At 66.5% G+C, this 17,083-nt stretch carries 13 protein-coding genes and 1 pseudogene; 1 reads left to right on the plus strand and 13 read right to left on the minus strand.

Translation table 11 applies throughout. From position 1 onward, the window contains the following. Nucleotides 1–108: 108 nt before the first annotated feature. The 8 genes from glpK to rimP form a co-directional block, all read right to left on the minus strand. Entirely contained in the window at nucleotides 109–1,641 is a 1,533-nt protein-coding gene (gene glpK, locus ABF648_RS09510) for a glycerol kinase GlpK (RefSeq protein WP_415632046.1), read from the minus strand. Nucleotides 1,642–1,747: 106 nt separating this feature from the next. Next, entirely contained in the window at nucleotides 1,748–2,533 is a 786-nt protein-coding gene (locus ABF648_RS09515; RefSeq protein ID WP_415632047.1) for an MIP/aquaporin family protein, read from the minus strand. A 414-nt stretch (nucleotides 2,534–2,947) separates the two neighbouring features. Then, the gene (gene truB, locus ABF648_RS09520) at nucleotides 2,948–3,844 is read right to left on the minus strand and encodes a tRNA pseudouridine(55) synthase TruB (RefSeq protein WP_415632048.1); all 897 of its coding nucleotides are present in this window, start codon (nucleotides 3,842–3,844) and stop codon (nucleotides 2,948–2,950) included. A gap of 7 nt (nucleotides 3,845–3,851) precedes the next feature. Beyond that, complete coding sequence (gene rbfA, locus ABF648_RS09525) at nucleotides 3,852–4,283, minus strand: 30S ribosome-binding factor RbfA (RefSeq protein ID WP_415632049.1); 432 nt, start codon at nucleotides 4,281–4,283, stop codon at nucleotides 3,852–3,854. Next, nucleotides 4,283–7,459: a translation initiation factor IF-2 gene (gene infB, locus ABF648_RS09530; RefSeq protein ID WP_415632050.1), complete on the minus strand. Its 3,177-nt coding sequence runs from the start codon at nucleotides 7,457–7,459 to the stop codon at nucleotides 4,283–4,285. Before infB ends, rbfA begins: the two co-directional genes overlap by 1 nt. Before the next feature lie 246 nt (nucleotides 7,460–7,705). Continuing rightward, nucleotides 7,706–7,957 (minus strand): YlxR family protein, encoded by a 252-nt coding sequence (locus tag ABF648_RS09535; RefSeq protein WP_415632051.1) that lies wholly within the window; start codon nucleotides 7,955–7,957, stop codon nucleotides 7,706–7,708. A 176-nt stretch (nucleotides 7,958–8,133) separates the two neighbouring features. Beyond that, complete coding sequence (gene nusA, locus ABF648_RS09540) at nucleotides 8,134–9,147, minus strand: transcription termination factor NusA (protein ID WP_415632052.1); 1,014 nt, start codon at nucleotides 9,145–9,147, stop codon at nucleotides 8,134–8,136. A gap of 45 nt (nucleotides 9,148–9,192) precedes the next feature. Further along, complete coding sequence (gene rimP / locus ABF648_RS09545; protein WP_415632053.1) at nucleotides 9,193–9,657, minus strand: ribosome maturation factor RimP; 465 nt, start codon at nucleotides 9,655–9,657, stop codon at nucleotides 9,193–9,195. Nucleotides 9,658–9,789: 132 nt separating this feature from the next. Here rimP and ABF648_RS09550 point away from each other — a divergent pair, with 132 nt between their 5' ends. Further along, a complete protein-coding gene (locus ABF648_RS09550) occupies nucleotides 9,790–10,773 on the plus strand; it encodes a DUF4439 domain-containing protein (RefSeq protein WP_415632054.1) in 984 nt (327 codons plus the stop codon). Between the two features lie 42 nt (nucleotides 10,774–10,815). On the opposite strand, the gene ABF648_RS09555 is transcribed toward ABF648_RS09550, so the two are convergent. The 5 genes and pseudogenes from ABF648_RS09555 to dxr all read right to left on the minus strand — a co-directional run bounded on the left by ABF648_RS09555 (nucleotide 10,816) and on the right by dxr (nucleotide 16,928). Continuing rightward, entirely contained in the window at nucleotides 10,816–11,604 is a 789-nt protein-coding gene (locus ABF648_RS09555) for a sulfite exporter TauE/SafE family protein (RefSeq protein ID WP_415632055.1), read from the minus strand. 16 nt (nucleotides 11,605–11,620) lie between these two features. After that, nucleotides 11,621–13,479: pseudogene (gene proS / locus ABF648_RS09560) on the minus strand (proline--tRNA ligase). A 108-nt stretch (nucleotides 13,480–13,587) separates the two neighbouring features. Further along, a complete protein-coding gene (locus ABF648_RS09565) occupies nucleotides 13,588–14,442 on the minus strand; it encodes a GNAT family N-acetyltransferase (RefSeq protein WP_415632056.1) in 855 nt (284 codons plus the stop codon). Nucleotides 14,443–14,544: 102 nt separating this feature from the next. Continuing rightward, nucleotides 14,545–15,699 carry a flavodoxin-dependent (E)-4-hydroxy-3-methylbut-2-enyl-diphosphate synthase gene (ispG, locus tag ABF648_RS09570; RefSeq protein WP_415632057.1) on the minus strand — a complete coding sequence of 385 codons (1,155 nt, stop codon included), beginning with the start codon at nucleotides 15,697–15,699 and terminating at the stop codon, nucleotides 14,545–14,547. Nucleotides 15,700–15,749: 50 nt separating this feature from the next. Continuing rightward, complete coding sequence (gene dxr / locus ABF648_RS09575; RefSeq protein WP_415632058.1) at nucleotides 15,750–16,928, minus strand: 1-deoxy-D-xylulose-5-phosphate reductoisomerase; 1,179 nt, start codon at nucleotides 16,926–16,928, stop codon at nucleotides 15,750–15,752. Nucleotides 16,929–17,083 lie beyond the last annotated feature (155 nt).

Consider the following 17,083-nt stretch of genomic DNA (forward strand, 5'->3'; position numbering starts at 1 on the left):
CCTGGCTTCCTCCCTGGTGCACAGCGGGGGAGGTGGGGCTCTGCCATATCCACACCAATGAGCGCATTCACACCCCATGGGATGGACAGGCCCTCTGTGTGCTTCGGCTCACTCGACGACGTCGTCGTCCACCCAGTCGAAGGTCTTGGTCACGGCCTTCTTCCAGTTGCGGAACAGCCGGTCACGCTCGCTGTCGGCCATGACCGGACGCCACGACTTGTCCTCGGCCCAGTTGTCGACCACATCTTGTTCACTCGACCAGTAGCCCACTGCGATGCCGGCTGCATAAGCCGCACCCAGCGCGGTGGTCTCCGCCACCTTCGGCCGGACCACCGGCACGCCCACCTGATCGGCTTGGAACTGCATGAGCAGCTCATTGGAAGTCATGCCGCCGTCCACCTTGAGCTGTGTCAGTTCGACACCGGAATCGGCCTTCATGGCATCCAGCACCTCGCGCGCCTGGTAGGCGGTGGATTCCAGCACGGCGCGGGCGATGTGGCCGCGGTTGACATAACGGGTCAGCCCGACCAGCGCGCCGCGGGCATCCGGACGCCAATACGGCGCGAAGAGACCGGAGAAGGCGGGCACGAAGTAGGCGCCGCCGTTGTCCTTCACCGAGGCGGCGAGCTCCTCGACCTCAGGAGCGGAGCTGAACAGCTTCAGATTGTCGCGCAGCCACTGCACCAGCGAACCGGCAACAGCGATGGAGCCCTCCAGTGCGTAGACGGTGGGCTGGTCGCCGATCTTGTAGCAGACGGTGGTGAGCAGGCCGTTCTTGGAAATGATCGGATCGATGCCGGTGTTCTGCAGCATGAAGCAGCCGGTGCCATAGGTGTTCTTGGCCATGCCCTTCTCGAAACAGGCCTGGCCGAAGGTGGCAGCCTGCTGGTCACCGAGGATTCCGGTGATCGGAGTATCGACCAGCAGACCGGTTGGACGGCCGACACCGTAGAACTCGGAGCTGGAACGGATCTCGGGCAGCATCGACTTGGGGATACCCATGGCCCCGATCAGCTGGTCGTCCCATTCCATGGAGGCGATGTTCATGAGCATCGTGCGGGACGCATTGGTGACATCGGTGATGAAAAGGCCGCCCTCGGTGCCGCCGGTGAGATTCCACAGCACCCAGGTGTCCATGGTGCCCATCGCGAGCCGACCGGCCTCGGCCTTCTCGCGTGCACCCTCGACATTGTCGAGAATCCAGCGCACCTTCGGTCCGGAGAAGTAGGTGGCAAGGGGAAGACCGCAGATGTCCTTGAAGCGATCGGTTCCCCTCTCATCGCCGGCTGCCAGGTCGTCGCAGATCTTCTGGGTGCGGGTGTCCTGCCACACGATCGCGTTGTAGACCGGCTTGCCGGTCTCCCGGTCCCAGACCACCGCGGTCTCACGCTGATTGGTGATACCGACGGCTGCGAGCTGGTGCCTGTTGATCGAGGCCTTGGAAAGGGCCTGCCCGACAACCGCTCGGATCGCGTCCCAGACCTCCACCGGATCGTGCTCGACCCAACCGGCCCGCGGGAAGTACTGCGTGAACTCCTGCTGGCCGACCGCCACGATCTGGCCGCCGTGGTCGAAGATGATGGCCCGGGTGGAGGTGGTGCCTTCGTCGATTGCCAGGACATATTTGTCGTGTGCGCTCATCTGCGTGTTCTCCTGTGTGATGTGGTGGATGGTTGCAGCGGCGGCCAAGGCCGGGAGTCACTGCGGTGATCTGCCTCGATCGAAGTGACGAGATCCCGGCCCGGGCTCACCAGAAGATTTGGTAGGTCAGCCCGGCCAGCACTGCACCGGTGAGTGGGCCCACGATCGGCACCCAGGCATATGACCAGTCTGACGAGCCCTTGCCCTTGATCGGCAGGATGGCATGCGCGATACGCGGCCCCAGGTCCCTGGTGGGGTTGAGGGCATATCCGGTCGGGCCACCGAGCGAATTGCCGATACCCATGATGAGCAGGGTGACGCCGAGCGGGCCGATGAGGGAGCCGCTGATCTGCTGGATGGACGCGCTACCGGTGATCGTGGCCACGTTCGTGTAACCGGAGAGGATCACCCAGATGATCAGCACATAGGTCGCGATGATCTCGGTGACCAGATTCCATCCGTAGTTGCGGATCTGGGGGCCGGTGGAGAAGGTGCCCAGCTTGAGAGCAGGATCGCAGTCCAGGTCGTAGTGCTGCTTGTATGCCAGCCAAGCCAGCACCGCACCGACGAAGGCGCCGCACAGTTCCCCGGCGATGTATGTCATGACATGGGGCAATGTCGCCGGGATGCCCGGAGCAAGGTCCTTGCCCGCCACGGTCAGCCCGATGGTCACTGCGGGATTCAGGTGGCCGCCGGTGCGATAGGCGGCGAAGACACCGGCCAGCACACCGACGCCCCATCCCCAGTCGATCATCTGCCAGCCACCGTCATGGCCCTTGGTCTCGGGGAGCAGCGCGTTGGCGACAACGCCGACGCCGAGCACCATGAGCAGTGCACTGCCCAGGAATTCGGAGCCGAAGATGGCAGCCGGTGAAATGGTCTGAGCAACCATGTGAACACTTCCTCGTGTTGGCACTACCCGGACACACCGACGTGTCCGTGCTCGCAGATATGGGACCCACAGGCCCGGCCGGACAGCGCCAGCCGGGGGGCATGTGCAACATTCCCACCTGACCGCCGAAGCCTGCGAATCCGAGCAGCGAATTGCGCTGGAAAGCTTTCATGTGTGCAGCTGCACTGACGACACGATGGCCAAATGTGCATACGCAGGTCGGTCTCTTGACGCGCGAAGCCCCCTGTGAAATCACGATTCGCGGGCCACCCCGGCGACTCTCCCGGAAATGCCCGCTCGTCCTGGACTCCTGTCCCTCGTCGCGGCAGGAGAGAATTCAGCCCCAGGGAGCAGCAGTCCAGCTCGGGCATCGTCGCACATCGCAGGCCAGAACCGTGATTTCCGTGTGCGTGGTCACGCGAGGACGGCCAGCGGCTTCGCGAGCTCTGGCCCGGCGGGCTGGTAAAGCGCGATGAGCCGACCGTCCGGATCGATCAGCCCGGTGGGGCTGGTCTCCAGGCTCAGTGCCAGTGGACGCCCTACGAGCACATCGTCGCGTTGAGCAGCATCCACATCGACCACGGCGAAACTGAGCCGTGCCGCCCGGGCCATGCTCATGAGCTGCGGTGCCGTGGCACCCAGCAGGGGATCGCCGAGCACGACGGCGTCGTCCAATGTGTAACGCCCGATCCTGGTGCGGCGCAGAGCCGTGAGGTGTCCCCCGACGCCGAGCCCCGCACCCAGGTCGCGGGCCAAGGCCCTGATGTAGGTGCCTTTTGTGCAGTCCACCTCGACATCCAGGTCGATCAGGTCCCCGTGGCGGGATGCGCTGAGCCATGCGAATCGGCTGACCGTGACCGGCCGCGCCGGAAGGCTCACCTGTTCTCCGCCCCGGACGCGCGCATAGGCGCGCCGGCCGTTGATCTTGATGGCCGAGACCGAACTGGGCACCTGCAAGATGTCGCCGGTGAGCGCAGACATCCCCTCGGCGATCCGCTCGTCACTCACACCGGATGCATCGACCCGGGAAATGATCTCGCCCTCGGCGTCGTCGGTCACCGTGGCGACGCCGAGCCTGATGGTGGCCCGATAGCTCTTGTCATGCAGAGCCAGATGCCCCAGCAGGCGAGTGGCCCGGTTCACCCCGACCAGCAGCACACCGGTGGCCATCGGGTCGAGGGTGCCTGCATGGCCCACCTTGCGGGTGCCGAAGAGTCTCCGGCAGCGCCCGACGACCTGCTGGGAGGTGAGTCCGGTCTGCTTGTCGACGACCAGCAGACCGGACTCACCTGAGGCAGGAGCCGTGCTCACTCGTGCGTCAGTCAGTCGGCGCGGCGGAATCGCCGGACTGGTACGGATCGGCCTCGCCGGCATACTGCTCGCCACGCTGAATACTCAGGTCGGCGTCCTGACGACGGGCCTTGACGATCAGCTCCTCCATGTCCTGCGCCGCCTGCTGGGTGGCGTCGGGCACGAAGGTGATCGTCGGTGCCGAGCGAAGGTCGAGCTTCTTCGCGACCGTGGAGCGGATCAGGCCCTTGGCGGATTCGAGCGCCTCGGCACTCGCCTCCCATGCGGCGGGCTCGCCCATCACGGTGTAGAAGACCGTCGCATCCCGGGTGTCACCGGTGAGCCGCACCTCGGTCACGGTGACGAAGCCGAGCCGGGGATCCTTGATCTTCTGCTGCAGCAACTGAGCAACCGTGAACTTGATCTGCTCCTCCAACTTGCCGATGCGTGGATTGCTCACTACTTCTCCCTCGGTTTCTCAACCATCTCGTAGGTCTCGATCTGGTCACCGACGTGGATGTCGGAGTAGTTGTTCAAGGTGAGGCCGCACTCGAAGCTCTCCCTCACCTCGGTCACATCGTCCTTCATCCTTCGCAGCGAGGCGATGGACGTCTCGGAGATGACGACACCGTCGCGGATCAGGCGAGCCTTGGAATTGCGATGGATCGTGCCGTCCAGAACCATGCAACCGGCGATGCTGCCCACCTTGGAGGAGCGGAAGATCTCGCGGATCTCCGCGGTGCCGAGGCGCTTCTCCTCGTAGACCGGCTTGAGCATGCCCTTGAGGGCGGCCTCGATCTCGTCGATGGCATCGTAGATGACCGTGTAGTACCGGACGTCCACATTGTTCTGGTCGGCCATCCGGGTGGCCTGCACCGTGGGACGCACATTGAAACCGATGATCACCGCATGCGGCTCACTGGCTGCTGCCAACGAGACATTGGTCTCGGTGATGGCGCCGACGCCACGGTCGATGACCCGCAGGTCGACCTCGTCGCCCACGTCGATCTTCGACAGTGCATCCTCCAGAGCCTCGACAGAACCGGCCGAATCGCCCTTGAGGATGAGCAGCAGCTCGCCCGTCTCGCCCTTCTCCATCTGCTCGAAGAGCTCGTCGAGGGTGCGCCGCCTGCTGGATGCCGCCTGCTGGGCCGCGCGCATCCTGGCCTCGCGCTTCTCGGCGATCTGGCGGGCCATCCTGTCGTCGTCGACGACCAGGAAGTTGTCGCCAGCCCCGGGCACATTGGTCAGTCCGATCACCTGCACAGGCATCGAGGGCGGAGCCTCGTCGATCTGCTTGCCGTGGTCGTTCACCAGGGCACGGACACGGCCATAGGCCGAACCGGCAACCACCGAGTCGCCCTTGCGCAGCGTGCCGCGCTGGACCAGTGCGGTGGCCACCGGGCCACGGCCCTTGTCAAGATGGGCCTCGATCGCGACGCCCTGGGCCGGCATGTCGGGATTGGCCCGCAGATCCAGCGCCGCATCCGCGGTCAGGATGATGGCCTCCAGCAACTTGTCCAGGCCCTCGTGGGTGACTGCGGAGACGTCGACGAACATCGTGTCGCCGCCATACTCCTCGGGCACCAGGTCGAACTCGGTGAGCTGGCCGCGCACCTTCGTGGGATCCGCGCCCGGCTTGTCGATCTTGTTCACCGCCACCACGATCGGCACATCTGCCGCCTTGGCGTGATTCATGGCCTCAATCGTCTGGGGCATCACGCCGTCATCGGCGGCCACGACCAACACCGCGATGTCGGTGGACTTCGCACCACGGGCACGCATGGCGGTGAACGCCTCGTGACCAGGGGTGTCGATGAAGGTGATGGCCCTCGGGTTGCCGTCCACCTCGGCCTGTACCTGATAGGCGCCGATCGACTGGGTGATGCCACCGGCCTCGCCCTCCACGACATGGGTGTGCCGCATGGCGTCCAGCAACTTGGTCTTGCCATGGTCGACATGGCCCATGACGGTGACGACAGGGGGACGCGGCGCGAGATCCTCGTCGTCGCCCTCGTTCTCGCCGAACTCCAGGTCGAAGCTCTCCAGCAGTTCGCGGTCCTCGTCCTCGGGCGAGACGACCTCGATCTTGAAGTTGAGCTCCGAGCCGAGCACCTGGAGGGTCTCATCGGGAACCGACTGGGTGGCGGTGATCATCTCACCCATGTTGAACAGCACCTGGACGAGCTGCGCCGGATCGGCGCCGATCTTCTCGGCCAGATCCGTCAGCGAGGAGCCCCTGCGCAGGCGAACTGTACTGCCATTGCCCTTCTTGATGTGCATGCCGCCCATCGAGGGGGCCTGCATCTCATCGAACTCTTGCCTGCGCTGCTTACGGCTCTTGCGGCCACGACGATTGCCGCCGCCACGGCCGAAAGCACCCTGGGTACCCGAACCGCCGCGACCGCCACGGCCACCACGGCCGCCACCCATCGGACCGCCGCCGGGGCCACCGCCGGGACGGAAACCGCCACCGCCACGATTCGGGCCCCCGCCGAAGCCACCACGGCCACGACCGCCACGACCGCCCGTGCTGCCTCGCTGACCCGCGGGGGCCAGCTGCGAGTTGTGCCGCTTGGGCATCATCGCCGGATTGGGCCTGGGCAGACCGGAGGTGCCACCCGGACGCGGCATGCCGGTGGAACTGCCCCCTGAGCGGGGAGCACCGGGGCGAGGAGCGCCGCGACGTCCGTCACCGGCGCCCGTACCCTGATGACCCGGGGCCTGCGGCCGACGGGTCTTGCCCATGCCCTGGGAAGAGCTGAACGGATTGTTACCGGGACGCGGAACCCCACCACGGCGCGCGTGCGCACCCGGCAGGCCACCGGAAGCACCGGAGCGAGGAGCAGGACGCGAGGGATGCGGAGTCGGATGCGGCCCTGGACGCGCAGACGGCGTGTGCCCGCCGGCATTGCGATCAGGCGTGCGCGGCTGCGGCGCGTGCGAGGGCTGACCTGGCTGCCCGGCTCCGGGACGATGTCCCGTGCTCGGCTGGGACGGTGAAACCGATGGCCGGGCGCCAGCGGAAGTGGACCTGGTGCCGGGGCGAGGTGCTGCACCTGGACGCGGCACCGGGCTGGACACCGGGCCCGACTGAGGACTCGGTGCCCTGGGTGTGGCCCGTGGCTGACGCGAGGCGCGCACGTCCCCGGGAGTCGGGGCATCGGAGTGAGATGCCGGATGAGGCTTCACTGCGGACACCCCAGTTGCGGCTGCGGACGGGGTTGCCGGGGAGGCATCCTTCGCCTGCGACGCCTGAGGCGCCCCGGGCTCCTTCGTCCCATCGGACGCAGAGGCGGCGGCCGCGGGAGTCCTGCCCGGCGTCTTTGCGCCATGGGCATGCTGACCCGGCTTGGGGCCTGGCACTCCGGTCGCGCCCGGGCGCGGGGAGGCACGCCTCACCCTGGCCGAGGCCTTCTTGGCCGACCCGTGCTGGGTCGAAGCACTTTCAGTCGGCCCGTTCTGGGCCGAGGAATTCTCGGATTGAACCCTGTCGGTCACCCTTCGGACGACCGGGGCTTCAATGGTCGAGGAAGCCGATCGGACGAACTCCCCCATGTCATTCAACTTCGCAAGAAGCTCTTTGCTGTTGAGCCCGAGCTCCTTGGCAAGCTCGTAGACGCGGACCTTTGCCACTACTCTCCTCCAGGTCCGGGCTGCGGCCAGGACCAGTTAGTTGTCGGTTGTGCTCATTGGTGCGTACTCATCGAGTAGTCATGAGCGCTAGCCCACTTTCCGGATCAAGGATTGGTCCACGCCGCAGAAATGCGACGTGGCTGACCTGCACGCAAGACACATGCACACGTCAGGATAGCTTCCTACCCCCCACAATCACCAAATGGCGAGCGCGAATTGCCATGGCGACAGGGGCCAAGAGCGACCTCAGCAGGCGAAAGGCGGCGGCTGGGCAGCGTCAACACGCACCCGGACACGAAAACTGCGCGCAAAACCGCCTCGTCCCACCGCGTCATGCCAGCAGGCCTGGTCACGATGCACCCAGGCACCCCTACCGGGCGCATTGCCGCCGGGATCGAAGACGATCCGCTCGTCGTCCAGCACGAAACGGGCCATCGCCCCGGGACTGTCATGACGCAGGCACCCGACGCAGGTGCGTTCAGGACTGGATGTGGGCACCGGCCCAGATTATCGTCCGGCTGTCAGCGCAGACGGGCACGGTGCGCACGGACGCAGTGGAGCCGAGGTCCCCACCCCCTGGGTCCTCGGCTCCATGTGCAAACAAACCCGGCGCGGCTGTCGGACCCCCAAGAGCGAACTGTCAGTTGACTGTGGAGTCACCCGCCCGGTGAAGTTCAGCCTTCAGATGGGTGACCATCCCCCGGCCCGTCCCCAGCTGCGTCCGGCGCGGTGTCCGGGTGGATGTCGATGCGCCACCCGGTGAGCCGTGCGGCCAGCCGGACATTCTGCCCCTCGCGCCCGATCGCCAGGCTGAGCTGGTAGTCGGGCACGATGACCCGCGCCGAACGGGTCGCGGGATCCACCACCTTGACCTGCACCGTCTTGGCCGGTGAGAGCGAATTCGCCACGAAACGCGCCGGGTCCTCAGACCAGTCGATGATGTCGATCTTCTCGTCGTTCAGCTCATGCATCACGGCACGCACCCGCTGGCCCATCGGCCCGATGCAGGCTCCCTTGGCCGATACATCGGGATTGTGCGAGATCACCGCGATCTTGGACCGGTGCCCCGACTCCCGCGCAATCGCCATCACCTCGACGATGCCCTGCTCAATCTCGGGCACCTCCAAGGAGAACAGCTTGCGCACCAGATTCGGATGGGTGCGGCTGACCACGACCTGCGTGCCACGAGCCTCCTTGCGCACGCTCACCACGTAGACCTTCAGCCTGGTGCCGTGCGCGTACTTCTCGCCGGGCACCTGCTCGGCGAGCGGCATGATCGCCTCGATGTCGCCAAGGTCCACGTGCACGGTCTTGGAATCACGGTCCTGCTGCACGACACCGGTGACGACATCGCCCTCAACGCCGCTGAACTTGCCGTAGCGCTGCTCGTCCTCGGCCTCACGCAGCCGCTGCATGATCACCTGCCGGGCGGTGGCGGCCGCCACCCGCCCGAAATCATCCGGGGTGTCGTCGTATTCGCCGATCTGTTCACCCTCTTCGTCGAGCTCGGGGACCATGACCGAGACCCGTCCGCTGCGGCGATCGAGCACCACATGGGCGCCGGGCTTCGGGTCCTCGGTCTTCTGATAGGCGTTGAGCAGGGCATCTTCCAGTGCCTCGACGAGAAAATCGAGTGAGATTTCCTTCTCGTGTTCGATGGCGCGCAGCGCCGTCATGTCGATGTCCACGTCAATCCTCCAGCTGTGTGCGATATTCCGGCCCGGTCGTGGCGATCATTTGGACCTCTTCATTTCGACCTGGACGATGGCCTTGCGGACGCCCGGATAGCCCACCCGGCGTGGGCTCGCGCCGACGTCAAGGTCCGCGCCGTCCTCGTCGGCGGCGGTGATCCGGCCGACGACCACCTCGTCGTCATCCAGCACCACCTTCACCAGGTGGCCGGCATTGCGCCGCCAGTGGGCGGGTTTGGTGAGCGGTGCGGAGACCCCGCGGGAACTCACCTCCAGTGTGTAGGGAACCTGGCCGGTGGCATCACTGGCATCCAGAGCGGCTGAGATGTCCCGGGTGGCATCGGCGATCTGGTCGAGATCAGGACCATGCCCCTCAGGGCCATCGCCGTCCAGGGTGATTCTCAACACGGAACGAGCGCCTGCTCGCACCACCGTGAGCTTGTCCAATTCCAGGCCGCGGGCCACGACGACCGGCTCGACCACCTCGACCAAAGCCGATTGCTTCACGGCTTCCCCCTCGTTCGTTTGTGAGTTCATTTGTACCGCTGGCTGCCGCCAGCCCGTGGCGCGCGGCGTACAACGATTCAGGCTGTGTGCCCGTCAAGCATAGGCGTCGATCCGGCGGGCTAATCTCATGACGTGATCTCACGAAGGGCCGTACTGGCAGCGTGCGGCGCCGGCCTACTGGTCGGATGCGCGCCCTCCCCCGTCGTCAGGGGTGGGACTGGCCAGCCTTCGCCTTCGGTGGGCACCCTCGACGATGCCCGGCGCGAGGCCGCACAGATGGAAAGTGCTCTGGCTGCCCTGACCGGTGCATGCGCCGCGCAGGCAGCCGCGTGGACCGCGCCCGCCGGTTTCCGGGAATGGTGTTCGGCAGCCTCCGGAGCGCACTCAGCACATGTCACGGTGCTGTTGCAGGCCGATCCGCTCGGTGGGGTGACCACGAACCGCACCCCTGTGGAGGCGATGGCCTCGGCCTCGCCCGCAGCCGGCAGTCTTGGGGAGGCGTTGCAGGCGGTGGCCTCGCAATACCAGGCCACCGCTGCGTCCCACCGCAAGACCGCCCTCACCCAGACCGATCCCGCCATGGCGATGATGTGGGTGTCGTTGGACTGCTTCGCGGGCTTCGGTGCGCATCTGTTCGCGGCTCATCCGGACGGTGCCTCGCTGGGCACGCCTGTCGCCCAGGGCAGCGCGGTTCCGGCACGGATCGCAGTCGGCTCCCGCACCGAGGCCCTCCAGGTGCTGCTCAGCCGGATCGACGAGCTCAGTTTCGGACTGACGAGCATGATCGGCCGCTCGGGAAACAACGAACCCCAGATGAGCGCCCGTTTCACCGAGGTGCAGGGACTGCGCAATGCGGTCTCGGTCCAGATCACCGCAGCCTCCGCATCGCCCACCGCCCCGGCGGTCGACTACACGCTGCCGGGCAATGTCAACGACCCGAATGACTGGTCGCGGCTGTGGGGTCAGCTGGAAGCGGGAGTACTGGCCGGTTGGGCACCTGTCGCGGCGTCCTCGGCAGGCGCGGATCGCTCCTCGGCTATGGATTCGATGGTGGCCCAGAGCCCTCAGCCGGTCACCCGCGGCGTGCCGCTCAGCTGGTGGCCCGGTTGGCTGTAGACGCCGGGTGCAGACGAATCGCCGGGTTGGGTCCATTCGCTGCTAGCCCGCGAACTCTTCGACGACCTGCCAGGCCAGCCGCACGCCCAGCACCACGATGACGACCAGGAAGACCCGCCTGACGAAGGCCGAGCCGTGCTTGATGGCGGTCCGGGAACCCAGCAGTCCCCCGGTGAGATTGGCCGCGGCCATCGGAAGACCCGGCATCCACAGGATGTGGCCACTGCCGAGGAAGACGACCAGCGCCCCCAGATTGGTGGCGAGATTGGCGATCTTGGCCAGTGCGGACGCCTGCAGGAAACCGTAGCCGAGCAGGGCCACCAGGGCGATGATGAGGAAGGAACCGGTTCCCGGGCCGACCAGGCCGTCCCACAGGCCGATGACCAGGCCGATCGCGCACAACAGGACGATGGACCCGATACCTGGGCGGCGGGGACTGTGCTGCAGGCCGAGCTCCGGACGGCGAAGGGTGTAGATGCCGATGCCGACCAGCACCACCAGTACCACGGGCGTGAACCACTTCCTCGGCACATGGCGCACCAGATGTGCACCCGTCGAGGAACCCGCCCAGGCGGCCATCACCAGTGGCACGGCCGCCTGCCAGCGAACCCGGACCGAGCGCAGATAGCTCACCGTGGCGGTGGCGGTTCCAGCCACCGAACTCAGCTTGTTGGTGCCCGAGACGGTCGCCACCGGCACTCCGGAAGGCAGCCCGACGAGCAGGGCCGGGAGCTGGATGATGCCTCCGCCGCCGACCACGGCATCAACCCAGCCGGCCAGCAGAGCGGCACCGATCAGCCAGGCCAGCGTCCAGCCGGTGAGCGCAATCATGCCCGCAGCCGAGCAATCACCGACCGATCTCGGCGAGCACTGCCTCGACGGCCTCGCCGACCGGGACCTCGCGCCTGGCGCCGCTCCTGCGATCCCGCACCTCCACGACGCCGTTGGCCAGGCCCCTGCCCACCACCACAGAGGTGGGCATGCCCATCAGCTCGGAATCGTTGAACTTCACACCCGGGGAGGCCTTGCGGTCGTCGAGCAGGACGCTCACGCCGCGTGCATCCAGGGTCTCGGCGATCTCGGTGGCCTTGGCGAGAATCTCCTCGCCCTTGCCGGTGGCGATGACCGTCACCTCATAGGGGGCCAGCTCGCGGGGCCAGCAGAGCCCCTTGTCATCGCAGTTGGCCTCGGCCACCATGCCCACGGCCCGCGAGACGCCGATGCCATAGCTGCCCATCGTCACGGTGACGAGCTTCCCGTTGCGGTCCAGCACCTTCAGCCCGAGGCAGTCGGCGTACTTGCGGCCCAGCTGGAAGATGTGACCCATCTCAACACCACGCGCCAGGCTCATCGGCCCGGAACCATCAGGGGCCGGGTCGCCCTCGCGGATCTCGGCCACATCGGCCACGCCGTCGGGGCCGCCAAACAGGGCCGGCCCCCCCGCGGCGCCACCGTGGGCGTGAGGGTTGGGGGGCGGCCCCCCCGGCGGGCGCCCACATGGCCCACGCGGCCTGCCGCCTCCCCGCGCCCCGCCACCAGGCCGAGCACATGCTTGCAGTCCTGGTTGGCGCCGGTCACCCAGCTGGTTCCCGGCACCACACGGGGGTCGAGCAGGTAACGGATACCGGCCGGGGCCCTCTCTCCCAGGAAGACCTCGCCGTCCCGCACGGGTCCGATGTATCCCCTGACCAGCTGCGGATAGGCCTCGAAGTCGGCTTCGGTGAAGGCCTCCACCTCGGCCGGCTGCACAGCCACCTCCAGGCGCTTCGGATCGACCTCACGATCGCCCGGCAGCCCGATCACGACGGGTGTGCGGGTGCCGTCCGGTGCGACGGTCATGAAGACGATGTTCTTGAGCGTGTCGGCGCCGGTCCAGGCACGGTCCTCGCGCGGATAGCGATCGTTGACCAGCGCCACGAGGGTGTCGATGGTGGGCACATCGGGGGTGTCGACCACGTGGGCCGAGGGTGCCTGCTCGAAGGGCACCGGCGCGGCGGCATTGGTGTGCACCGCCTCCACATTGGCGGCATAACCGCCCGGGGAGCGCACGAAGGTGTCCTCCCCGTTCTCTGCGATCGCCAGGAACTCCTCGGACGCAGAACCGCCCATCGCACCGGCATTGGCATCGACGATGACGTACTCGAAGCCGAGTCGGTCGAAGATCCTGATGTAGGCAGCGCGATGCAGCGCGTAGCTGGCGTCCAGGCCCTCGTCGTCCACGTCGAAGGAGTAGGAGTCCTTCATGACGAATTCCCGGCCGCGCAGGATGCCGGCGCGGGGACGCGCCTCGTCGCGGTACTTGTTCTGGATCTGGTAGAGGACCAGCGGCAGGTCCTTGTAGGAGGAGTACATGTCCTTCACCATGAGGGTGAACATCTCCTCGTGGGTGGGCCCGAGCAGCATCTCGGTGCCCTTGCGATCCACCAGGCGGAAGAGATTGGGGCCGTACTCGGTCCACCGGTCGGAGATCTCGTAGGGCTCCTTGGGCAGCAACGCCGGGAGCAGCACCTCCTGGGCGCCGATGGCGTCCATCTCCTCGCGCACGATCGCCTCGACCTTGTGCAGCACCTTCAGCCCGAGCGGCAGCCAGGAGTAGATGCCGGGCGCGACACGGCGCACATAGCCGGCCCGGACGAGATAGCGGTGGGAGGGGATCTCGGCATCGGCGGGATCATCCCGCAGGGTCCGGACGAAGAGCTTGCTCATGCGGGTAATCACGAAGGACTTGCCTTTCTCGACAGTGCTTGCCCATCGTAGTGGCCGCGGACCGGCCCACTCCGCACCGGCTCTGTGCTGGCGCAGATCAGCGAACCGTCAGTAGAGAATCGTGGCCAGCTCGGCCACCGTCTGGAAGCCGACGTGCTCGTAGAGCCTGCGAGCACGGGTGTTGAAGTCGTTGACGTACAGCGTGACCACCGGGTACTCCTTGCGGCACAGCCGCACCACCTGGGCCATCGCCGGAATCGACAATCCCCTGCCGCGCAGCTCGGGATCCACCCACACGCCCTGCACCTGGCACAGCCGGCCGTGCGCGCACCCGATGTCTGCCTTGAACCAGGTCCGGTGGGTGTCGGCGTCGTATCCGGCGAAGGCACGGCCCGAACGGATCAGCGCCATCACATAGGTCTCGTAGCTGTGCGCCGGATCCAGCGGCGAGACGCCGACCTCCTCGGTGTGCATGCGCACCGCCGCATGGAAATAGGACTCGAAGATGTCCACCGACGCGGGCTGCACCCGGACGTCCGGCGGCACCGGCGACTCCCCCTCGATGCTCATCACGGGCTGCCGCATGCGCTTCTCCCGACATTGCCCCCAGGCGTCCCCCCAGCGCATCGAGAGCCGCTGGTACAGGGCGTCCACACAGTCCACGGCACCCATGATGGACTGGGAGAACCGACGGGGACCCAGTTTCTCGGTGAAGGCGTCGAACGCCTCTTCGTCGTACCCCACCGGCACGAGATTCGCTCCGGCATGGCACAGCGATACGAGTCCACCATCGCGCTCGAAGCCGTAGATCTTGCAGCCGAGGGCAGCCGAATTCAAGCCCCCGATGTCCAGTCTCGAACTGACGAAGACATTGCACACCGGATCGCGATCCAACAGAGCGCGGACGGCCAGCAGGTCCCGCTGTCCCAGCGGCCGGACGCGCCCTCGCATCAGTTGTTTCATCGTTGTTGGGAACCCTTGTCAGTTCAGACCCTGCATCAGACTAGAAATCCTTCATCAGATCAAACCCTGCATCAGTCAAGGTGTGGTATCAGAGTAGAACCTCTAGAGTAGAACTTCAGGGCTTCCTTCGCCGGGGAAATCCGCGGCGATCCTGTGCGCCTCTTCGATGAGGGTGGCGACGATCTCACTCTCGGGCACGGTGCGGATCACCTTGCCGTGCACGAAGATCTGGCCCTTCCCATTGCCCGATGCCACGCCGAGGTCGGCCTCGCGGGCCTCCCCCGGGCCATTCACCACGCACCCCATCACGGCCACCCGGATCGGGACGGTCATGTCCTTCAGGGCTTCAGTCACCTGATTGGCCAGCGAATACACATCCACCTGGGAACGCCCGCAGGAGGGACAGCTGACGATCTCGAACTGGCGGGGCCGGAGATTGAAGGCCTCGAGGATCTTCACGCCGACCTTCACCTCTTCCACCGGATCGGCACTGAGCGAGACACGGATGGTGTCTCCGATGCCCTCGGCGAGCAGAGCCCCGAAGGCCACTGAGGACTTGATAGTCCCCTGGAAGGCGGGTCCGGCCTCGGTGACGCCGAGATGCAGCGGGTAGTCGCACGCCTGCGACAGCCGGCGATAGGCCTGCACCATCACCACCGGGTCGTGATGCTTCACCGAGATCGCGAAATCATGGAAACCCACATCCTCGAACAGCTTGGCCTCATTGAGCGCTGACTGCACGAGGGCGCCCGCGGGGTCGGTCTGGTACATAGCTGCCAGGCGCGTGTCGAGCGAGCCTGCATTGATGCCGATACGCAGACCGGTGCCGTGATCGGTGGCTGCCTTCGCAATGTCGGCCACCTTGTCGTCGAAGGTCTTGATATTGCCCGGGTTCACCCGGACGCCGGCACAGCCGGCCTCGATGGCCGCGAAGACGTACTTCGGGTTGAAGTGGATGTCGGCCACCAGGGGAATCGGAGACTTGGCGGCCAGGGCTGGTAGGGCTGCCGCATCATCCTGGGAGGGCACGGCGACGCGCACGATGTCGCAACCGGCAGAGGTGAGCTGGGCGATCTGTTGAAGGGTGGCATTGATGTCTGCGGTCAGTGTGGTGGCCATGGACTGCACCGAAATCGGAGCATCTCCCCCGACATCCACGCTTCCGCAGTGAATCTTGCGGGTCCTACGGCGCTGCGCTAGGGATGCGACGGGCTTCGGTGCGACGGATTGCAGGGGGATGACGGGCAGATCGACCATGGCCCCAGCGTAGCCGGGACTGCCCAGCCCACCTGGAGCGCTCGCGGGGCTCACCCCCGGCTCCTGCACACTGCGCAGGCCTGGCCCCGGGCCCAGTCATCCGCATCGAGGACCGCCTGGACGCTCAGTTGCCCGTCCGGCACGTGGTTGCTGCTCAAGTGATGGTCCAGCACCTGCGCGATGGTTTCGGTGATGTCCAGGAAACCGATCTGCCCCTTGCAGAAGGCGTCCACACAGACCTCGTTGGCGCCGTTGAGCACCGCCGGCGCCGTGCCTCCGGCGCGGCCGGCCTTGCGAGCCAGTTCCACGGCCGGGAAGCTCTCGGAGTCGAGCGGCTCGAATGTCCAGGAGGCAGCAGTCGTCCAGTCGCAGGCCCGGGCGACATCCGGCATCCGCTCCGGCCAGGTGAGCGCCAGCCCGATCGGCAGTTTCATGTCGGGTGGGGAGGCCTGCAGGATCGTCGCGCCGTCGGCGAACTCCACTCCGGAGTGCACGATCGACTGGGGATGCACCACCACCTGGATGTCGTCGAGGGCCACGTCGTAGAGCAGGGCCGCCTCGAGCAGCTCCAAGCCCTTGTTGACCAGCGTCGCGGAATTGATCGTGATGACGCGACCCATCTGCCAGGTCGGATGCGCCAGCGCCTGCTCAGGGGTGACATGGCGGAGCTGATCGCGGGTCATGCCCCTGAAGGGGCCGCCGGACGCGGTGAGCACCAGGCGGCGCACTTCTTGCCGGCCACCGCCACGCAGGCACTGGGCGAAAGCGGAGTGCTCCGAATCGACAGCCACCATCTGCCCGGGGGCGGCGGCATCGGTGACCAGCCGGCCACCGATCACCAGGGACTCCTTGTTCGCCAGGGCCAGCCGGGTTCCGGCAGCCAGGGTGGCCATGGTGGCAAGCAGACCGGCGGAGCCGGTGATGGCATTGAGCACGATGTCCGCGGGCAGCTGCGCCAGCTCGATATTGGCCTGCGGCCCACTCACCAGGCGGGGACGGGTCGTGCCACCAGCAGCCTCGAACCGGGCCAAGAACTCGTCCTCGAGGCCAGGATTCGCGATGCCCACCACTGGCACACCGAAGTGCACGGCCTGCCGGGCGAGCTGGGAAAGATGTCCCCCGCCAGCACCCATGCCGACAATTCGGAAGCTGTCACGATGGTCGTCGATGACCTCGCAGGTCTGCGTCCCGATTGAACCCGTACTGCCCAACAGCACCACATTTCGCACCCTGCGATTATGCTCACCCGCAATGCGGGGATGCCAGCGGGCATCGGAAGCAGAGAGGGTCAGCGGGCATCGGAAGCAGAGAGGGTCAGCGGGCGTCGGCAGCAGAGAGGGTCAGCGGGCGTCGGCAGCAGAGAGGGTCAGCGGGCGTCGGCAGC

The sequence above is a fragment of the Propionibacterium sp. genome, assembly GCF_047719395.1.
In the GTDB taxonomy this organism is placed as follows: Bacteria; Actinomycetota; Actinomycetes; order Propionibacteriales; family Propionibacteriaceae; genus Propionibacterium.

Coding starts and splice junctions, on each gene's coding strand:
- glpK (WP_415632046.1), bottom strand. CDS start 1,641: ATGAGCGCACACGACAAATATGTCCTGGCAATCGACGAAGGCACCACC.
- ABF648_RS09515 (WP_415632047.1), bottom strand. CDS start 2,533: ATGGTTGCTCAGACCATTTCACCGGCTGCCATCTTCGGCTCCGAATTC.
- ABF648_RS09555 (WP_415632055.1), bottom strand. CDS start 11,604: ATGATTGCGCTCACCGGCTGGACGCTGGCCTGGCTGATCGGTGCCGCT.
- ABF648_RS09565 (WP_415632056.1), bottom strand. CDS start 14,442: ATGAAACAACTGATGCGAGGGCGCGTCCGGCCGCTGGGACAGCGGGAC.
- ispG (WP_415632057.1), bottom strand. CDS start 15,699: ATGGTCGATCTGCCCGTCATCCCCCTGCAATCCGTCGCACCGAAGCCC.